This is a genomic window from Nocardioides sp. NPDC059952 (assembly GCF_042730435.1).
Classification (GTDB): domain Bacteria; phylum Actinomycetota; class Actinomycetes; order Propionibacteriales; family Nocardioidaceae; genus Nocardioides.
Genome location: NZ_JBHWLY010000001.1, coordinates 96,122 through 111,092, shown reverse-complemented (window position 1 = coordinate 111,092; position 14,971 = coordinate 96,122). Strand labels below are relative to the sequence as shown.

Below are 14,971 nucleotides of genomic sequence, written 5' to 3'. Positions count from 1 at the left end.
TTGCATCGGCTGATCCGATCGGTAAGGCCAACAACATCTGTTGGACACGAGCAGCGTGGCGGCTCAGGATCTGAGTATGTCCAACGAACAGATCGAGGTCCTCGTCGTCGGCGCCGGTCAGGCCGGCGTGGCGATGAGCGAGCACCTGAGCGACAACGGCGTACCCCATCTCGTGCTGGAGCGTGACCGGATCGCCGAGCGCTGGCGCACGATGCGCTGGGACTCGCTCGTCGCCAACGGCCCCGCCTGGCACGACCGGTTCCCGGGCCTGGAGTTCCAGGACGTCGACGCGGAGGCGTTCGCCACCAAGGACCAGGTCGCCGCCTACTTCGAGGCGTACGCCGAGAAGATCGCCGCTCCGATCCGGACCGGCGTCGAGGTCACCTCGGTGACCCGCCACGAGGGCCGTCCTGGCTTCCGGGTCGAGACCTCCGACGGCGTCATCGACGCGCGCTTCGTCGTGGCCGCCACCGGTCCGTTCCAGCGGCCGGTCTACCCGCCGATCGTCCCTGACGGCGCCGTGCCGGTGCAGATGCACTCGAGCGACTACCGCAACCCCGACCAGCTTCCCGAGGGCAACGTCCTCGTTGTCGGCGCCGGCTCCTCCGGTGTCCAGATCGCCGACGAGCTGCAGCGCTCCGGCCGCCAGGTCCACCTCTCGGTCGGTGCGCACGACCGTCCCCCGCGCAGCTACCGCGGCCGCGACTTCTGCTGGTGGCTCGGCGTCCTGGGCCTGTGGGACCTGGAGACCCCGGCCGCCGGTGCGGAGCACGTCACGATCGCCGTCAGCGGCGCTCGCGGTGGCCACACCGTCGACTTCCGTGCCCTCGAGGCGCTGGGGATCCAGCTCGTCGGGATGACCGACCGGTTCGATGCCGGCACGCTCACCTTCCGCGAGGACCTGGCCGAGAACATCGCCCAGGGCGACGCCAACTACCTCGCCCTCCTCGACGCCGCCGACGAGTACGTCACCCGCAACGGCATCGACCTGCCCGAGGAACCCTCGGCCCGTGACCTCGGCCCCGCCCCTTCGGCTGCGACCACGCCCCTGCTCTCCCTCGACCTGGCCGAGGCCGGGATCACCACGATCATCTGGGCGACCGGCTTCGCCACCGACTACGGCTGGCTCCAGGTCGACGCGCTCGACGAGAACGGCCGCCCGGCCCACCGCCGCGGCGTCTCCACCGAGCCCGGCGTCTACTTCGTCGGACTCCCCTGGCTCTCCCGCCGTGGCTCGAGCTTCATCTGGGGCGTGTGGCACGACGCCAAGCACGTCGCCGGCCACATCGCGACCCAGCGGAGCTACGCGGCGTACGACCGCCAGGCGCGTGCGTAATGACCGCGGGCACGGCGTTCTACCACGACGAGCGCTGCCTATGGCACAGCACCGGTGAGGCCGTGCTGTTCCTGCCGGTCGGCGGGTGGCTGCAACCGCTCGCGACCGGCGGGCACCCGGAGTCGCCGGAGTCGAAGCGGCGGTTCAAGTCGCTGCTCGACGTCTCCGGCCTGGCCGAGCAGCTCGACGTGCTCAGCGCCGAGCCGGTGACGCGCGAGGACCTGCTGCGGGTGCACCCCGCGGCGTACCTGGACCGGTTCGAGGAGCTCAGCGCGGGGCGGGGCGGAGAGATCGGCCAGGAGGCACTGTTCTCGCACGGCGGCTTCGAGATCGCCGCGCTCTCCGCGGGCCTAGCCAAGCGGGCGGTCACCGATGTGGTGTGCGGCCGCTACCGCAACGCCTACGCGCTCTCCCGCCCGCCGGGCCATCACTGCCTGCCCGAGGAGGGCATGGGCTTCTGCCTGCTCGCCAACATCGCGATCGCGGTCGAGGCGGTCAAGGCCGAGCATGGTCTCGGCCGGGTCGCCGTCATCGACTGGGACGTGCACCATGGCAACGGCACCGAGGCGGTCTACTACGAGCGCGATGACGTCCTCACCGTCTCGATCCACCAGGAGAACTGCTTCCCGGTCGACACCGGAGCCACCACCGACCGAGGCCACGGCGTCGGCCTCGGCTACAACCTCAACGTGCCGCTCCCGCCGGGATCGGGCCACGAGACCTACCTGGCCGCGATGCGCGACATCGTGCTGCCCGCGGTGCGCGACTTCGCACCCGAGCTGATCGTGATCGCCAGCGGGCTCGACGCCAACATGGTCGACCCGCTGGCCCGCCAGTTGCTCTACGCCGACAGCTTCCGCCAGATGACCGCACTGGTCATGGAGCTGGCCGACGAGGTCTGCGAGGGCCGTGTGGTCGCCGTCCACGAGGGCGGGTACGCCGAGTCCGAGGTGCCGTTCTGCGGTCTTGCGATCGTCGAGACGCTCTCGGGGATCCGCACCGAGGTCGTCGACCCGTTCGAGGAGACTTTCATCGCCCAGCAACCGTCCGCCCGGACGCTCTCGCACCAGCTCGCCATCGTCGCCGAGCTGGCCGAGGAGATCAGGTCGCTCTGATCAGGCGGACCTGATCAGGCTTCTCTGATCAGGTCCGCCGCCCGCTCGGCCACCATCATGATGGTGACGACCGGGTTGGTGGCGACCAGCTGCGGGAAGACCGAGGCGTCCACGACGCGCAGCCCGTCGACGCCGCGCACCCGCAGCGACGGGTCGAGCACCGCGAGCGGGTCGTCGTCCGCGCCGATCGCACAGGTGCCGCTGACGTGGTAGACGGTCTGGTGCGTAGCCCGGGCGACCTCGCTGATCTCCTCGTCGGTCCACACCTCCGGGCCCGGGAAGACCTCGCGCACCAGCCGCGAGGCGAAGGGTTCGGCCTCGGCGATCCGCCGGGCGAGGCGTACGCCCGCGACGAGCACTGCCTCGTCGCGGCCCTCGGGGTCGGTGAAGTAGCGGTAGTCGATCGACGGCGCGACCCCGGGGTCGGCCGAGGTGATCCAGACCCGGCCTCGGGAGGCGGGACGGGCGACGTTGGGGGCGATCGAGCAGATCCGCTCGGGCAGCTCGGCACCGTACGCCTCGGCATGGACGGCCCAGGGTTCGACCGGGAAGTGCATGAGGACGTCGGGACGGTCGTCGGGCTCCGTGATGCTGACCAGCGCGCCGGCGTCCCAGCCGCTCGCGCAGGTCGGCGGCGGCGACTCCTTCAGCTCCCACACGACCAGGCCCTCGGCGTGGTCCATGAGGTTCTCCCCCACACCTGGCAGGTCGACGAGCACGGGCACGCCGGCGTCCTCGAGGACGGCTCGCGGGCCGATGCCGGAGAGCTGCAGCAACCGGGGCGTGTCGATCGCACCGCAGCACAGGATCACCTCACGCCGCGCGGAGAACCGCACCGGCGAGCCGTCGACCCGGGCGCATACGCCGGTGGCCACCCCGTCGACGACGTCGACCCGCTCCACCCGCGTCCCGAGGACGACGTGGAGGTTCTCGCGCGTGGCCCGCGCAGGGTGCAGATAGTGGATGGAGGTCGAGGAGCGGAGGTTGCCCTCGGGCGTGTAGCCGACCTCGAAGAAGCCCGCGCCCTCGGCGCGCTCATCCAGGCGGCCGTCGTTCCAGGCCTCCTGGAGCGGGATGTCGAGCGCCGTCGCCGCCGCGGCGACCATGTCGGCCACCATCGGGTTGCGGTCGGCGTCGGCCACGGGTCGGATCGGGGTCTTCAGCCGGTCGTAGTAGGGCTGGACGACGTCGGCCGACCAGCCGGCCGCGCCCCGGTCGACCCACTCGTCGAGATCGGCGGCGAGCGTACGCCACGAGATCATCGTGTTGCCGTCGGAGCAGCCGCCGAGGATCCGGAGCCGCGCCTGCCGGATCGCCGAGTTGCCCCGCTCCTGCGCGACGCTGCGGTAGTCGAGGTCGTACTCGCCCTCGAGCATCTCCGCCCAGCGTCGCAACTCTCGAGCGCGGGGCTCGTGCTCGTCGTCCGGGCCCCACTCGAGGAGGCCCACGGTGACGCCGGGGTCCTCGCTCAGGCGCGCCGCGAGCAGGCTGCCGGACGTACCGCCGCCGACGACCAGGTAGTCGAAGGTCGTCTCGGCCACCGTCATGCGACGCCGCCCGCCTCGACCACCGGGCGATGACCGGAGAAGCGGGCGAAGCGCCTCATCAGGAACAGGTAGAGCGGGCTGATCACCGCCAGGCCGACGATCCAGGAGATGTCGACGCCACCCAGCCGCTCGGCAAGCGGGCCGACGTACATCGCGGTGCTCAGGAACGGGATCTGGACCAGAATGCCGAGGAAGTAGCAGGCGACCGCAATCAGGTTGAACCGGCCGTAGCGGCCGCCGTCGCGCTCGAAGAGCGAGTCGATGTCGTAGTCGCCGTGCTTGAGCGCGTAGTAGTCGACCAGGTTGACGGCGGTCCACGGCACCAGCACGCAGAGCAGCAGGAGCATGAAGTTGGTGAAGTTGACCAGGAAGTTGTCCTTGCCGACCAGCGCCATCACGACCGCGCCGGCGAAGAGGACCGCGGAGACGACCGCACGCGCCGAGGCGCCGGGAACCCACCTCGGGAAGATCGTCTGGCCGACGGTGATCGTGGAGAGGGCGCCGCAGTAGAGGTTCATCGCGTTGGTGCAGGCGATGCCGATGCCGAAGACGGCAATGATCAGTCCGCCGACGCCCGGGGTCAGCTCCTGCAGCCCGGTGACCGTGTCGGCCGCGGGCAGCGCGGCACCGACGAGCGCGCCGAGGAGCATCGGGAACAGCGAGCCGAGCACGGCACCCGCGTACGTCGCCCAGAACGCGGGCCGCACACCGGTGTCGCGCGGCATGTAGCGGGTGTAGTCGGAGACGTAGGGCGCGTACGCGATCTGCCACAGCGCGGCGAGCGAGACCGTGCCCATGAAGCCGGACAGGGTGGCGCCATCAGTGTGGAAGGTGCCGGTGGGCAGCTGGTGGACGCCGAGCATCCAGACGAACGCGAGGACCAGGACGACGCCCGAGACAAGGCTCATCAGGCCGGTCAGCGCGTGGATCATCCGGTAGCCGACGACCGCGCCGACGACGCTGACCAAGCCGATCACGATGATCGAGAGGGTCTCGTCGAGACCGAACAGACTGGAGACCGCCTGACCGCCGAGGACCATGTTGGAGGCAAAGAACCCGACGTACATGAAGATCACCAGGATGACGACGAGCAAGCTGCCGTACGAGCCGAACTGCGCCCGGGTCTGCAGCATCTGCGGGACGCCCATCTGCGGCCCCTGCGCGGCGTGCAGCGCCATCACCACGCCGCCGACCGCGTGGCCGAGGACGAGCGCGATGACCGCGGCCCACACCGGCAGCCCGTAGACGGCGGTCGCGACGACGCCGGTGGCCACGGTGAGCAACATGATGTTGGAGCCGAACCAGATGGTGAACAGGTCACGCGCTCGCCCGTGCCGCTCGGTCACGGGGATGTGGTCGATGGTGCGCTTCTCGACTGTGATCGTGGTCTCGACTGGCTCTTGCTGCATAGGAATGTCCTCCTGGGATGCCGGCTCCGGGGTGGGGCCCGAGACCCGTGATCCAGAACACGGTAGGGCCGCGCGAAGGTCGCCGACCAACACCGGTTTTCGTTGCTCTGCATCGGCAAATCAGATGCCGATGCTCGTTGACATCGCCCCTGTCGGGACCTGTGATGAGGGGTTCACCCACCCTTCTCCAGGAGGCACCCCTCATGCAGGACCGCGTCACGATCGGGATGGTCCAGTGGCACGCCGTGCCCGGCGACCCGGCCACCAACCTCGACACCGCGCTCGCGCTCGTCGCAGAAGCCGCCCACCTGGGCGCTGACCTGGTTGTCCTGCCCGAGCTGTGGGCGAGCGGCTACGACGCTTCGCGGCTCGGGGAGATCGTGGCCGCGGCCGCCGAGCCGGTGCCCGGGCCGCGCAGCGATCGGCTCGCGGAGGCCGCGCGCACCCACGGCATCTGGCTGTTCGCCGGCTCCGTTCCGGAGCTGGCCGAGGAGGCCACCTACAACACGACGGTGGTGTACGACCCGACCGGGGAGATCGTTGCCCGACACCGCAAGGCTCACCTCTACCGCGCCACCGCCGAGGACGCCGTCTTCGCCGCAGGCTCCGAGGCGACGGTGATCGATACCGAGCCCTTCGGCCGGATCGGGATGGCGATCTGCTTCGACGGCGACCAGCCGGGCTACGCCCGAGCGCTACGCGACCGCGGCGCCCGCCTGGTGGTGATGCCGGCCGCCTACGAGGCCGGTGCCGAGACCTGGTGGGAACTGCTGCACCCGGCCAACGCCCTCGCCAACGGCCAGTGGTGGATCACGGTCAACCAGGCCGGTGGTGAGGGCGAGGCGGCCATGTTCGGCCGCAGCCGGGTGATCGCGCCGAACGGCGCCATCGTCTGCGAGGCGCCCCGCCACGACGCCGGCGGCCCGTCCGTCGTCACCTGCACCGTCGCCCTTGCCGCCGGGATCGCCGATGCCGACGTGCACGGCGCGGCCCTGTGGACCGACACCCGCACCGAGCTCTACTGATCCGGATACGAGATGACCCGGTGCGGAGGCGGTCGCCCACCTCCGCACCGGGCACCAGCCGGCAGGGTTGCGCCTCAGGCCAGCTGGGTCACCTCGCGCCGGAACGGCACCTCGTCGTTGGAGGGCAGGACGGCGTCGAACTCCTCGGCGGCGCGGCGACCGGACCACACTGCGGCGGCGATCGTGGCGGGGGCCCAGGAGTCGCCGATGCCGCGTACGGAGGCGATCTCGCCGGCGTCGCGACGGGCCACGAGGTCGAGGTAGAGCTCCTCCTTCGGCAGGCGGGCGGTGACCATGACGACCGCGTCGCAGTCGAGCTCGCGCTCGATGCCCGCGTAGACGTCCTGCACCCGCACGCCGCCGGCCCCGACGGACATGACCGCGTGGTCGGTGACCCGGGTGATGCCGTTCTCGATCAGGCGGCGCTGGATCCGGTTGATCTCGAAGGTGTTGTTGGTCCAGGCTGAGACCTGCGACGCAGTGGTGACGATCGAGACGTCGTAGCCCTTCTGCGCGAGCAGCTCGGCGAGGACGCCGCCCAGGTAGTAGTGGTCGTCGTCGTAGACGACCACCTTCTTCCCCGAAGGCAGCCGACCGGCGAAGAGATCGTCCGGACCGAGCACCTGCATGCCCTCGGCGATCGGCATCGCGGTGGTGTGGAAGCGCGCGACGCCGTCGGTGCGCCAGGTGGAGCCGGTCGCGGTGATGACGTGCTCGAAGCCGAACTCGACGATGTCCTCTCCGGTCATCGGCGACTCACGGTAGATCTCGACGTTGGGGAGCTCGGCGAGGACGGCCTCGCGGTACTCCTTGACCCGGCCCCACGCGGAGAGACCCGGCAGTTTCGACTCTGCGGTGACCCGGCCACCGAGGTCGCGGCCGGCCTCGGCCAGCACGACGTCGTAGCCCCGGAGCCCGAGCGCACGGGCCGCCTCCAGGCCGGAGGGACCGGCGCCGACGACGAGGATGCGGGAGTCGCTCTCCTTGGCCCGGATCTTCTCCGGGTGCCAGCCGCGGCGCCACTCCTCCCCCATGCTCGGGTTCTGGGTGCAGCGGATCGGCGACATGGTGAGGTCGCCGGAGACGCAGATGTTGCAGCCGATGCACTCGCGGATCAGGTTGAGCCGGCCGTCGCGGATCTTGTTCGGCAGGAACGGGTCCGCGATCGACGGGCGCGCGGCACCGATCAGGTCGAGGATCCCGGCCTTGACCTGGCGCACCATCGCGTCGGGCGAGGTGAACCGACCGACGCCGACCACCGGCTTGGAGGTCAGCTTCTTCAGCCCGGCGACGAACTCCTCCTGGCGACCCTCGGGCGCGAACCGCGAGGTGACCGAGTCACCCTCCCAGCTGCCCATCGCGAAGTCCCACAGGTCGGGCAGCTCGCCGAGCTCGCGCAGCACGCCCTCGATGTCCTCGCGGGTGATGCCGCCGTCGATCTCCTCCTCGACCGTGATCCGGCAGGCCACCGCGGCCCGCCCGGCGACCTCCTCGATGGTGTCCTCGAGAAGCTCACGGAGCAGCCGCATCCGGTTCTCGAGCGAGCCACCGTACGCGTCGGTGCGGTTGTTGTAGCGCCGCGAGAGGAAGTGGTGCGGAGCGCCGTAGCCGTGGGCGCCGTAGACGTAGACGACGTCGTAGCCGGCCTCGAGCGAGCGGCGTACGGCATTGCGGTGCCAGCGCCGCAGGTCCTCGATGTCCTGCAGCGACATCGCCCGGGCCTGGACCGGTGCGATGGTGTCGGGCGCGACCGGGAGGTGCGCGGGCCCGAGCGGGGTCTCGCGGCTGAGCTGGTTCGGCGCGTTCATCCCGTTGTGGGCGAGCTCGATGCCGGCCAGGCCGCCGCCCTCGTGGATCGCGTCGGCGATCCGCTTGAGCGCGGGCAGGTCCTGGTCGTCCCAGATCCGCAGCTCGATGAACGGCGCGATGTCGGAGGTCGCGTGGATCTCCACCTGCTCGGTGCACACGACCGACCAGCCGCCTTCGGCCTTGATCTTGCGCATCGCCGCCTGGGCGCTGGGGTCGCGGTAGCCCATGCCGTTGCAGTGGGGCACCTGGTAGAAGCGGTTCTTCGTGGTGAACGGCCCGATCTGCACGGGCTCGAACAGGATGTCGTACGCGTTCATCGAGTGGTCTCCTCGGTGGGAACGGACGGGACAGGGGCGCCGACCTGGGCGCGGACGCGGGCACCGCGGACGTACCCGACGGCGCACAGCAGCAGCAGGCAGCCGAGGGTGCCGAGCGTGAAGACCTCGAAGGTCAGCTGGCTCACGCCCCAGATCTCCTTGAACGGGTACGCCTCGCCGAACAGCCGCTCGAGGGTGCCCGGGAGCACCGCGACCCACGAGCCGAGCAGGACCCAGGCGAAGGCCAGCCAGCCGAGCACCGCGAAGCCGCGGTCGGAGACGGGGACCCGGAACGGGCGCGGACGGTCGGGGTAGCGGGTGCGCAGCCGGATCGCGGCCGGGATGACCAGCAGGTAGCTGAGCAGGAAGGTCGAGATCGAGATGGTCAGGACGACACCGAAGATCGAGGCGCCGTCGCCGGTGACCTGCATCGCGACCAGCAGGAAGACGGTCGCCACGACGCCGGAGAGCATGTTGACCCGCACCGGAGTGCCCAGACCCTCGTGGAAACGGCCGAAGAAGCCGCCGAAGAAGGAGCCGTCGGCCGCGGTCATCGCCTGCATGCGGTCGGAGATGATCATCCACGCCGCGCCCTGGCTCATCAGGATGTAGACGAAGACGACGGCGGTGAGCGTGAGCAGCGGCTCCGCTGCGGCGCCGTAGACGGAGTAGACCGTGCCGACGGCGTCGAGGAGGCCGCCGATGCCGGTGATGTCGTCGCTGGGGACGACGAGCAGGATCGCGAAGATCGGCACCAGGTAGCAGACCGCGGCGGTCGCGCAGGAGCGGAAGATCGAGACCGGTACGTCGCGGGCCGGGTTCTCCATCTCACCGGCGGCGCTGTTGGACGACTCGAAGCCGAGGTAGGCGAAGAGCAGGATCGGCACCGAGCCGAACAGGCCGAGCAGGGTCGGGCTGAAGTCGCCTCCGCTGAGATCGACGACGCCGTTCTTCGCGGCGTAGATGACCGTGGTCAGCACGAAGAACGCGAGCAGGGCGACCTTGAGGATCGCGCCGCTGGTCGGCAGCCACTTGCCCTTGGCGAGGCTGGCGATCGCCGCGACCACGGTGATCCAGATGAACACGATCTTGAACAGGTAGTCGCCGAGCGAGCCGTGCTCGAGCGGGGTGATGTAGGTGCTCACCGTCTCGGCGGCGAGGAAGGCCATCGAGCCACCCACCCACACCGGCTGGGTGATCCAGGTCAGGATCGCGGCCACCGCGGCCGCCGGGCGCCCGAAGGCGTCCCGGACCCAGGTGTAGGCCCCGCCCTCCTCGCTGAACGCGGCGCCGGTCTCGGCGAAGATCAGGCCGTACGGCACGAGGAAGAAGACCGCGAGCACGAGCGCCCACGTGAACGCCTCGGCGCCGTAGAGCGAGACCTGCCCGAGGGTCTCGAGGCCGACGACGGCGGCGATGAGCAGGAAGACGATGTCGAAGCGTCGCAGCGACTTGCGGAGATGTGACTGTTGCTCGGCCGCGAGCGCGGTCGGCTGGTTGGTCTGCGTCATGGTTGATGTCCCTGTTGGTGCGGGCAGGTCAGTGGTTGATCCAGACGGTCTTGAGACCGACGTACTTGTCGAGGGCGTGGAGTGAGAGGTCGCGCCCGAAGCCCGAGCCCTTGAACCCGCCGAACGGGGTCCAGGCGCTGAAGGCGTCGACGCCGTTCACGGTCACGGTGCCGGCGTGGATCCGCTCGGCGAGCCGGTGCGCACGGCCGAGGTTGCTGGTCGCGACCGAGGCGGCCAGGCCGTACGCGGTGTCGTTGGCGAGCGCGACGGCCTCGTCCTCGGTGTCGAAGGCAGTGACCGCCAGGACCGGCCCGAAGACCTCCTCGCGGGCGAGGGTGGAGGCTGGGTCGACGCCGTCGAAGACGGTGGGCTGGACGTAGCAGTCGCTGCCCTCGCGGGTGACCCGCTCGCCGCCGGTGACCAGACGCGCTCCGGAGTCGCGGGCGCCGTCGACGAACTCCATGATCCGGTCGGTCTGCTCGGGCGAGACGATCGCGCCCATCCCGGCGGCCGGGTCGAGCGGGTCCCCGGGAGCGTACGCGGCGGCCTCCTTCGCGACGAGGTCGACGAACTCCTCGTGGACCTCGCGCTGGACCAGGACGCGGGAGTGCGCCGAGCAGACCGCGCCCTGGTTGAACCAGATGCCGAAGGCGGTCTGCTTGGCGGTGGCCGCGAGGTCCTCGGCGTCGGCGAAGACGACGTGCGGGCTCTTGCCGCCGCACTCGAGCCAGACCTGCTTGAGGTTGGACTGGCCGGCGTACTGCAGGAAGTAGGCGCCGACCTCGGTCGAGCCGGTGAAGGCGAGCACGTCGACGTCGGGGTGTAGGCCGAGGGCGCGGCCGGTGGTCTCCCCCAGGCCGGGGACGACGTTGAGGACGCCGTCGGGGATGCCGGCCTCGGCGGCGAGCTCGGCGATCCGCAGCGCCGAGGACGGTGACTGCTCGGCGGGCTTCAGCACGACGCTGTTGCCGGCGGCCATCGCGGGCGCGACCTTCCAGGCGAGCATGTCGACCGGGTAGTTCCACGGCACGACCGCGCCGACGACACCGAGCGGGACCCGGCGGATCAGGGCGGTGGTGCCCGGCGGGGTCGGCGCGACCTCGTCGTTGATCTTGTCGATCGCCTCGGCGTAGTAGCGGAACAGGTTCACCGAGAACGGCAGGTCCAGGTCGTACGCATCCACGACCCGCTTGCCCATGTCGAGCGCGTCCAGGACGGCCAGCTCAGCCGCGTGATCGGCGAGGAGGTCGGCGAAGCGGAGCATCCGCTCGCGACGGAATCCGACCCCCGCCCGCGACCACCCGCCGTCGTCGTACGCAGACCGAGCCGCCCGCACGGCGGCGTCGACACCCGCGGCGCCGGCGTCGGCGACCTCGGCGAGCAGGGCGCCGGTGGCGGGGTTGCGGTTCTCGAAGAAGCCCTCCGCGGTGTCGACGGAACGGCCCCCGACGAATGGTTGTGTCCGTGGGCGGACCTCGGCGGCTAGGTCGAGCCAGTCCTGGTGGGTTCGCACGTGCAAGTCCTTTCTTTGCGCTTCACCGCAAATATGAGCCTCGCCACACCGGGTGTCAATCTTCTGCCCACAGATTTCACATAGGCGTTACGGTTGAGCATGGCTCGACGCAAGGACCAGGCCGCCCGACGCGAACACCTGACCGCGGCAACACTGACCGTGATCGGCACCCATGGCCTGGCCGGCGCCACGATGAAGAACATCGCCGCCGAGGCCGGCATCTCACCGCGCCTGATCGCCTACTACTACCCCGAGCTCGACGGCCTCATCGAGGCCGCCCACCAGGCCGCGACCGACCGCTACTACTGGTCGCGGCAGCGAGCGATCGAGGGCGACCTCTCCCCCGCCGAGAAGCTCGGTCGCCTGATGTACTCGGGTCTTCCCCGAGGTGAGGACCTCCTGCTGAGCCAGGTCCTCGACGAGATCTCGGTCAACGCGAGCCGCAGCCCGATGCACGCCACCCTGATGACGCTGCTCTTCGACCGCGAGGTCTCGCTCTACGTCGCCGTGCTCGAGGTCGGACACGCGACCGGCGTCTTCACGCTCACCGACTCGGCCGAGGCGATCGCCCGCAACTTCGTCGCCCTCGAGGACGCCTTCGGCCTCCACCTCCTGGCTCACAACTCGTCGCTGACCCTGGAGCGGGCCGAGCAGCAGCTGGCCAGCTACGCCCACTCCGCACTGGGTGTCCGGGTCGCCCCGACCAACCCTGAATTGCCCAAGAAGGCAAAGAATCCGCCGGCCGCGAGATAGCTGTCAGGCAGCCGCGACCTGGGCCGGTCGAGCCGTCCGCGACAGGGCCTCGACGCCCCAGCAGGCCAGGCAGCCGATGAGCGGGATGGCCACGGTGGACACCATCATGAAGAGGTCGGAGACCACCGGCTGACCACCCAGCGTCTCCCAGGCCCGATCCGCCCACCTGATCCACACCAACATCAGCACCCCGGGCACGACCAGCCCGACCAGCCACAGGTAGCCCCGGCGCCGCGCGATCCCCCACGCGGCCGTCAGGCACAGCACCGTGACCACCATCTGCAGCCGGATCATCCACAGCCACCACTCACCAGACGGCAGGTCGAACGGCCCGCGCGCCATCAGGAAGCTCATCACGAGCCAGAAGGAATCGAAGAGCCAGGGCACGAGCAGAAGGAGCGGGGCCGTGATCCGGCGAACGAACGTTCGTCCGCGCCAGACCAGCACCGCCGCGTACGTCAGGTAGACCAGCGTGAACAGCACACCCTGGACCGCGTAGGTCTCCGGATAGCCGAGCTCCCACCGAAACCGGTCCAGGAGCAGCAGCCGCGCGGCCTCCACCGCCACGACGACCACCGCCGCCACCACCGAGAGTCCGACCCGATCCGTCCGCTCCGCAGTCACTGTCATGCCCAGCAGTATTGCCGCCCGTCAGCGGTCGTGCCGGGAGGACGGCACCGTGTCATCCGGGTCTCCGATGACGACCGGGCGGCCGGCGACATACCCGGCACAGATCTGGATGACCGCGAGGCCCAGCAGGAGCGCGATCGGGACGGACCAGGAGCCGGTGGACTCGCGCAGCAGGCCGACGAGGAAGGGGCCGCCGGCGGCGAGCAGGTAGCCGATGCTCTGGGCCATCGAGGACAGCGCGGTGGTGCCGGCGGTGGTCGCGGTGCGGATGCTGAACAGGGTCAGCACCACCGGGAAGACCGCGCCGCCGATGCCGATCAGCACCGCCCAGAGCCAGGCGCCGGCGACGGGAGCGAGCCAGAGGCCGGCGAACCCGATCGCCAGCAGCGCGGTCAGGACCGCGACCAGGTGGCCCTGCTGGGGCGACCGGATCGCGAGCGTCGGCGCCAGGAAGAACACGGGTACGCCGACCAGGATGCTCACCGCGAGCAGCAGCCCTGCCGTCGCGTGGCTGAAGCCGGCGTCGGCGTAGATGCTGGGCAGCCAGCTCATCACGACGTACGCGAACAGCGACTGGGTGCCGAAGACGACGGTCACGGCCCACGCGACCGGCTCCCGCCACAGCGACACCCGCGGCCCGCCACCGCGGCGCAGGTCGCGCTCCCTCAGGTGCGGCACCCACGCCAGCAGGGCCAAGAGGGCGAGCAGCGCCCAGACGCCGAGACCGACCCGCCAGCTCCCAGCGGCGTGGGCGATCGGCACCGTGGCCCCGGCCGCGATCGCCGCACCCAGGGACATCACCGCACTGTAGGCACCGGTGACCGCGCCGACCCGGTTCGGGAAGCCCTCCTTGACGACCGCGGGAAGCAGCACGTTGGCCAGCGCGATGCCGGCACAGGCGACGAACGTGCCGACGAGGAGCAGCCACGGGTCACCGACCACCCGGACCAGCAGACCGGCCACGAGCAGGCCGAGCGCGACGCCGATGCCACGGTGCACGCCGAGCCGGCGCGCGAGCGTCATCCCGGTCGCGCCGACGACCGCGAAGCACAGCACCGGCAGCGACGTCAGGAAGGATCTGGTTCCGGCCGAGAGCCCGTCGAGGCTGTCGAGCAGGGCGCCGAGGGACGTGATGCCCCCGCGCAGGTTCGCGGCCACCAGCAGGACCGCGATCAGCAGCCATGCCGTCGACCGAACGGCGGTGTTCGACGGCGGTGACTCGGGGCGGGACTGGAGACGCGACTTCACACCCACTAGGATGCCAGACATCGGATGATTGGATGAAAGGACGGCATCATGCCGCTCTCGACCACCACGCCTCGCTCCCTGGTCGACCAGGCGATCGACGGCATGCGCGAGCTCCTCACCGACGGCGAGTGGGCCGTCGGCACCCGCATCCCGCCCGAGCCCGAGCTCGCCGCCGCGCTCGGCGTCAGCCGCAACACGGTCCGCGAGGCCGTGCGAGCCCTGGCCCACACCGGGGTGCTGGAGGTGCGGCGCGGGGACGGGACGTACGTCGCCGCCTCCAACGAGGTCGCCGCGATGATGAGGCGCCAGGTCGGCCGGGTCGACCTGACCCACGTCCTCGAGGTCCGCCATGCGATCGAGACCCGCGCCGCGGCACTTGCTGCCGAGCGCCGCACCGAGGACGACCTGCGATCCCTGACCGCCATCATGGAACGCCGCGCAGCCTCCGTCGCAGCCGGGGACGCCGACGGTTTCGCGGAGGCCGACGCGGAGTTCCACCTCGGCGTGGTCACCGCGACCCACAACCCGCTCCTCATCGAGCTCTACGCCGGCTTCGAGGACACCCTGCGCGCCACCATTCACCTCGATGACGAGACCGCCGAGATCGCCGACGAGCACGTCGCCGTCTTCGACGCGATCCGCGCCCAGGATGCCGACGCCGCCGCGGCCGCGGTCACCGGTCTGCTCCACACGCTCGCCCGCTGACGCCCGACCACTCGACACAGCTAGAACATGTTCCAATTCTTCGAAAGGTCCAC

Annotated in this window: 12 protein-coding genes; 5 read left to right on the top strand and 7 right to left on the bottom strand. The window is 70.5% G+C overall.

The genetic code is table 11. From position 1 onward, the window contains the following. The first annotated feature begins 76 nt into the window (after positions 1-76). Complete coding sequence (locus ACFV9G_RS00475; RefSeq protein ID WP_378723778.1) at positions 77-1,336, top strand: flavin-containing monooxygenase; 1,260 nt, start codon at positions 77-79, stop codon at positions 1,334-1,336. Then, complete coding sequence (locus ACFV9G_RS00470; protein WP_378723776.1) at positions 1,336-2,451, top strand: class II histone deacetylase; 1,116 nt, start codon at positions 1,336-1,338, stop codon at positions 2,449-2,451. Before ACFV9G_RS00475 ends, ACFV9G_RS00470 begins: the two co-directional genes overlap by 1 nt. 14 nt (positions 2,452-2,465) lie before the next feature. Here the strand turns inward: ACFV9G_RS00470 and ACFV9G_RS00465 are convergent, their stop codons facing one another. Together ACFV9G_RS00465 and ACFV9G_RS00460 are read right to left on the bottom strand one after the other, a co-directional pair. Next, positions 2,466-3,998: a GMC family oxidoreductase gene (locus tag ACFV9G_RS00465; RefSeq protein WP_378723774.1), complete on the bottom strand. Its 1,533-nt coding sequence runs from the start codon at positions 3,996-3,998 to the stop codon at positions 2,466-2,468. After that, the gene (locus ACFV9G_RS00460) at positions 3,995-5,407 is read right to left on the bottom strand and encodes a purine-cytosine permease family protein (protein ID WP_378723772.1); all 1,413 of its coding nucleotides are present in this window, start codon (positions 5,405-5,407) and stop codon (positions 3,995-3,997) included. Before ACFV9G_RS00460 ends, ACFV9G_RS00465 begins: the two co-directional genes overlap by 4 nt. 203 nt (positions 5,408-5,610) lie before the next feature. Between ACFV9G_RS00460 and ACFV9G_RS00455 the strand changes: the two genes are divergently transcribed. Beyond that, positions 5,611-6,432 (top strand): carbon-nitrogen hydrolase family protein, encoded by an 822-nt coding sequence (locus ACFV9G_RS00455; protein WP_378723770.1) that lies wholly within the window; start codon positions 5,611-5,613, stop codon positions 6,430-6,432. A gap of 74 nt (positions 6,433-6,506) precedes the next feature. Here ACFV9G_RS00455 and ACFV9G_RS00450 read toward each other — a convergent pair whose 3' ends face one another. From ACFV9G_RS00450 to ACFV9G_RS00440, 3 genes are read right to left on the bottom strand one after another with little or no spacing between them, the layout of a single operon-like run. Then, positions 6,507-8,558, bottom strand: coding sequence for an FAD-dependent oxidoreductase (locus ACFV9G_RS00450; protein ID WP_378723767.1), 2,052 nt, complete (start codon positions 8,556-8,558; stop codon positions 6,507-6,509). Next, complete coding sequence (locus ACFV9G_RS00445) at positions 8,555-10,069, bottom strand: APC family permease (protein ID WP_378723765.1); 1,515 nt, start codon at positions 10,067-10,069, stop codon at positions 8,555-8,557. The genes ACFV9G_RS00450 and ACFV9G_RS00445 overlap by 4 nt, the downstream gene beginning before the upstream one ends. Positions 10,070-10,097: 28 nt before the next feature. Further along, positions 10,098-11,582 carry an aldehyde dehydrogenase gene (locus ACFV9G_RS00440; protein WP_378723762.1) on the bottom strand — a complete coding sequence of 495 codons (1,485 nt, stop codon included), beginning with the start codon at positions 11,580-11,582 and terminating at the stop codon, positions 10,098-10,100. A 99-nt stretch (positions 11,583-11,681) separates the two neighbouring features. On the opposite strand from ACFV9G_RS00440, the gene ACFV9G_RS00435 reads away from it, so the two are divergent. Then, a complete protein-coding gene (locus ACFV9G_RS00435) occupies positions 11,682-12,335 on the top strand; it encodes a TetR/AcrR family transcriptional regulator (RefSeq protein ID WP_378723759.1) in 654 nt (217 codons plus the stop codon). 3 nt (positions 12,336-12,338) lie between these two features. Here the strand turns inward: ACFV9G_RS00435 and ACFV9G_RS00430 are convergent, their stop codons facing one another. Continuing rightward, positions 12,339-12,965, bottom strand: coding sequence for a hypothetical protein (locus tag ACFV9G_RS00430; protein ID WP_378723757.1), 627 nt, complete (start codon positions 12,963-12,965; stop codon positions 12,339-12,341). 21 nt (positions 12,966-12,986) lie between these two features. Continuing rightward, positions 12,987-14,213: a CynX/NimT family MFS transporter gene (locus ACFV9G_RS00425; RefSeq protein WP_378723755.1), complete on the bottom strand. Its 1,227-nt coding sequence runs from the start codon at positions 14,211-14,213 to the stop codon at positions 12,987-12,989. A gap of 48 nt (positions 14,214-14,261) precedes the next feature. On the opposite strand from ACFV9G_RS00425, the gene ACFV9G_RS00420 reads away from it, so the two are divergent. Then, positions 14,262-14,918, top strand: coding sequence for a FadR/GntR family transcriptional regulator (locus ACFV9G_RS00420; RefSeq protein ID WP_378723753.1), 657 nt, complete (start codon positions 14,262-14,264; stop codon positions 14,916-14,918). The last annotated feature ends 53 nt before the right edge of the window (positions 14,919-14,971 follow it).

Bases quoted from the DNA above. Each gene is read 5' to 3' on its own strand.
- ACFV9G_RS00475 (WP_378723778.1), top strand. From the start codon at position 77: ATGTCCAACGAACAGATCGAGGTCCTCGTCGTCGGCGCCGGTCAGGCC.
- ACFV9G_RS00455 (WP_378723770.1), top strand. From the start codon at position 5,611: ATGCAGGACCGCGTCACGATCGGGATGGTCCAGTGGCACGCCGTGCCC.
- ACFV9G_RS00470 (WP_378723776.1), top strand. From the start codon at position 1,336: ATGACCGCGGGCACGGCGTTCTACCACGACGAGCGCTGCCTATGGCAC.
- ACFV9G_RS00465 (WP_378723774.1), bottom strand. From the start codon at position 3,998: ATGACGGTGGCCGAGACGACCTTCGACTACCTGGTCGTCGGCGGCGGT.
- ACFV9G_RS00435 (WP_378723759.1), top strand. From the start codon at position 11,682: ATGGCTCGACGCAAGGACCAGGCCGCCCGACGCGAACACCTGACCGCG.
- ACFV9G_RS00460 (WP_378723772.1), bottom strand. From the start codon at position 5,407: ATGCAGCAAGAGCCAGTCGAGACCACGATCACAGTCGAGAAGCGCACC.
- ACFV9G_RS00430 (WP_378723757.1), bottom strand. From the start codon at position 12,965: ATGACAGTGACTGCGGAGCGGACGGATCGGGTCGGACTCTCGGTGGTG.
- ACFV9G_RS00420 (WP_378723753.1), top strand. From the start codon at position 14,262: ATGCCGCTCTCGACCACCACGCCTCGCTCCCTGGTCGACCAGGCGATC.
- ACFV9G_RS00445 (WP_378723765.1), bottom strand. From the start codon at position 10,069: ATGACGCAGACCAACCAGCCGACCGCGCTCGCGGCCGAGCAACAGTCA.
- ACFV9G_RS00450 (WP_378723767.1), bottom strand. From the start codon at position 8,558: ATGAACGCGTACGACATCCTGTTCGAGCCCGTGCAGATCGGGCCGTTC.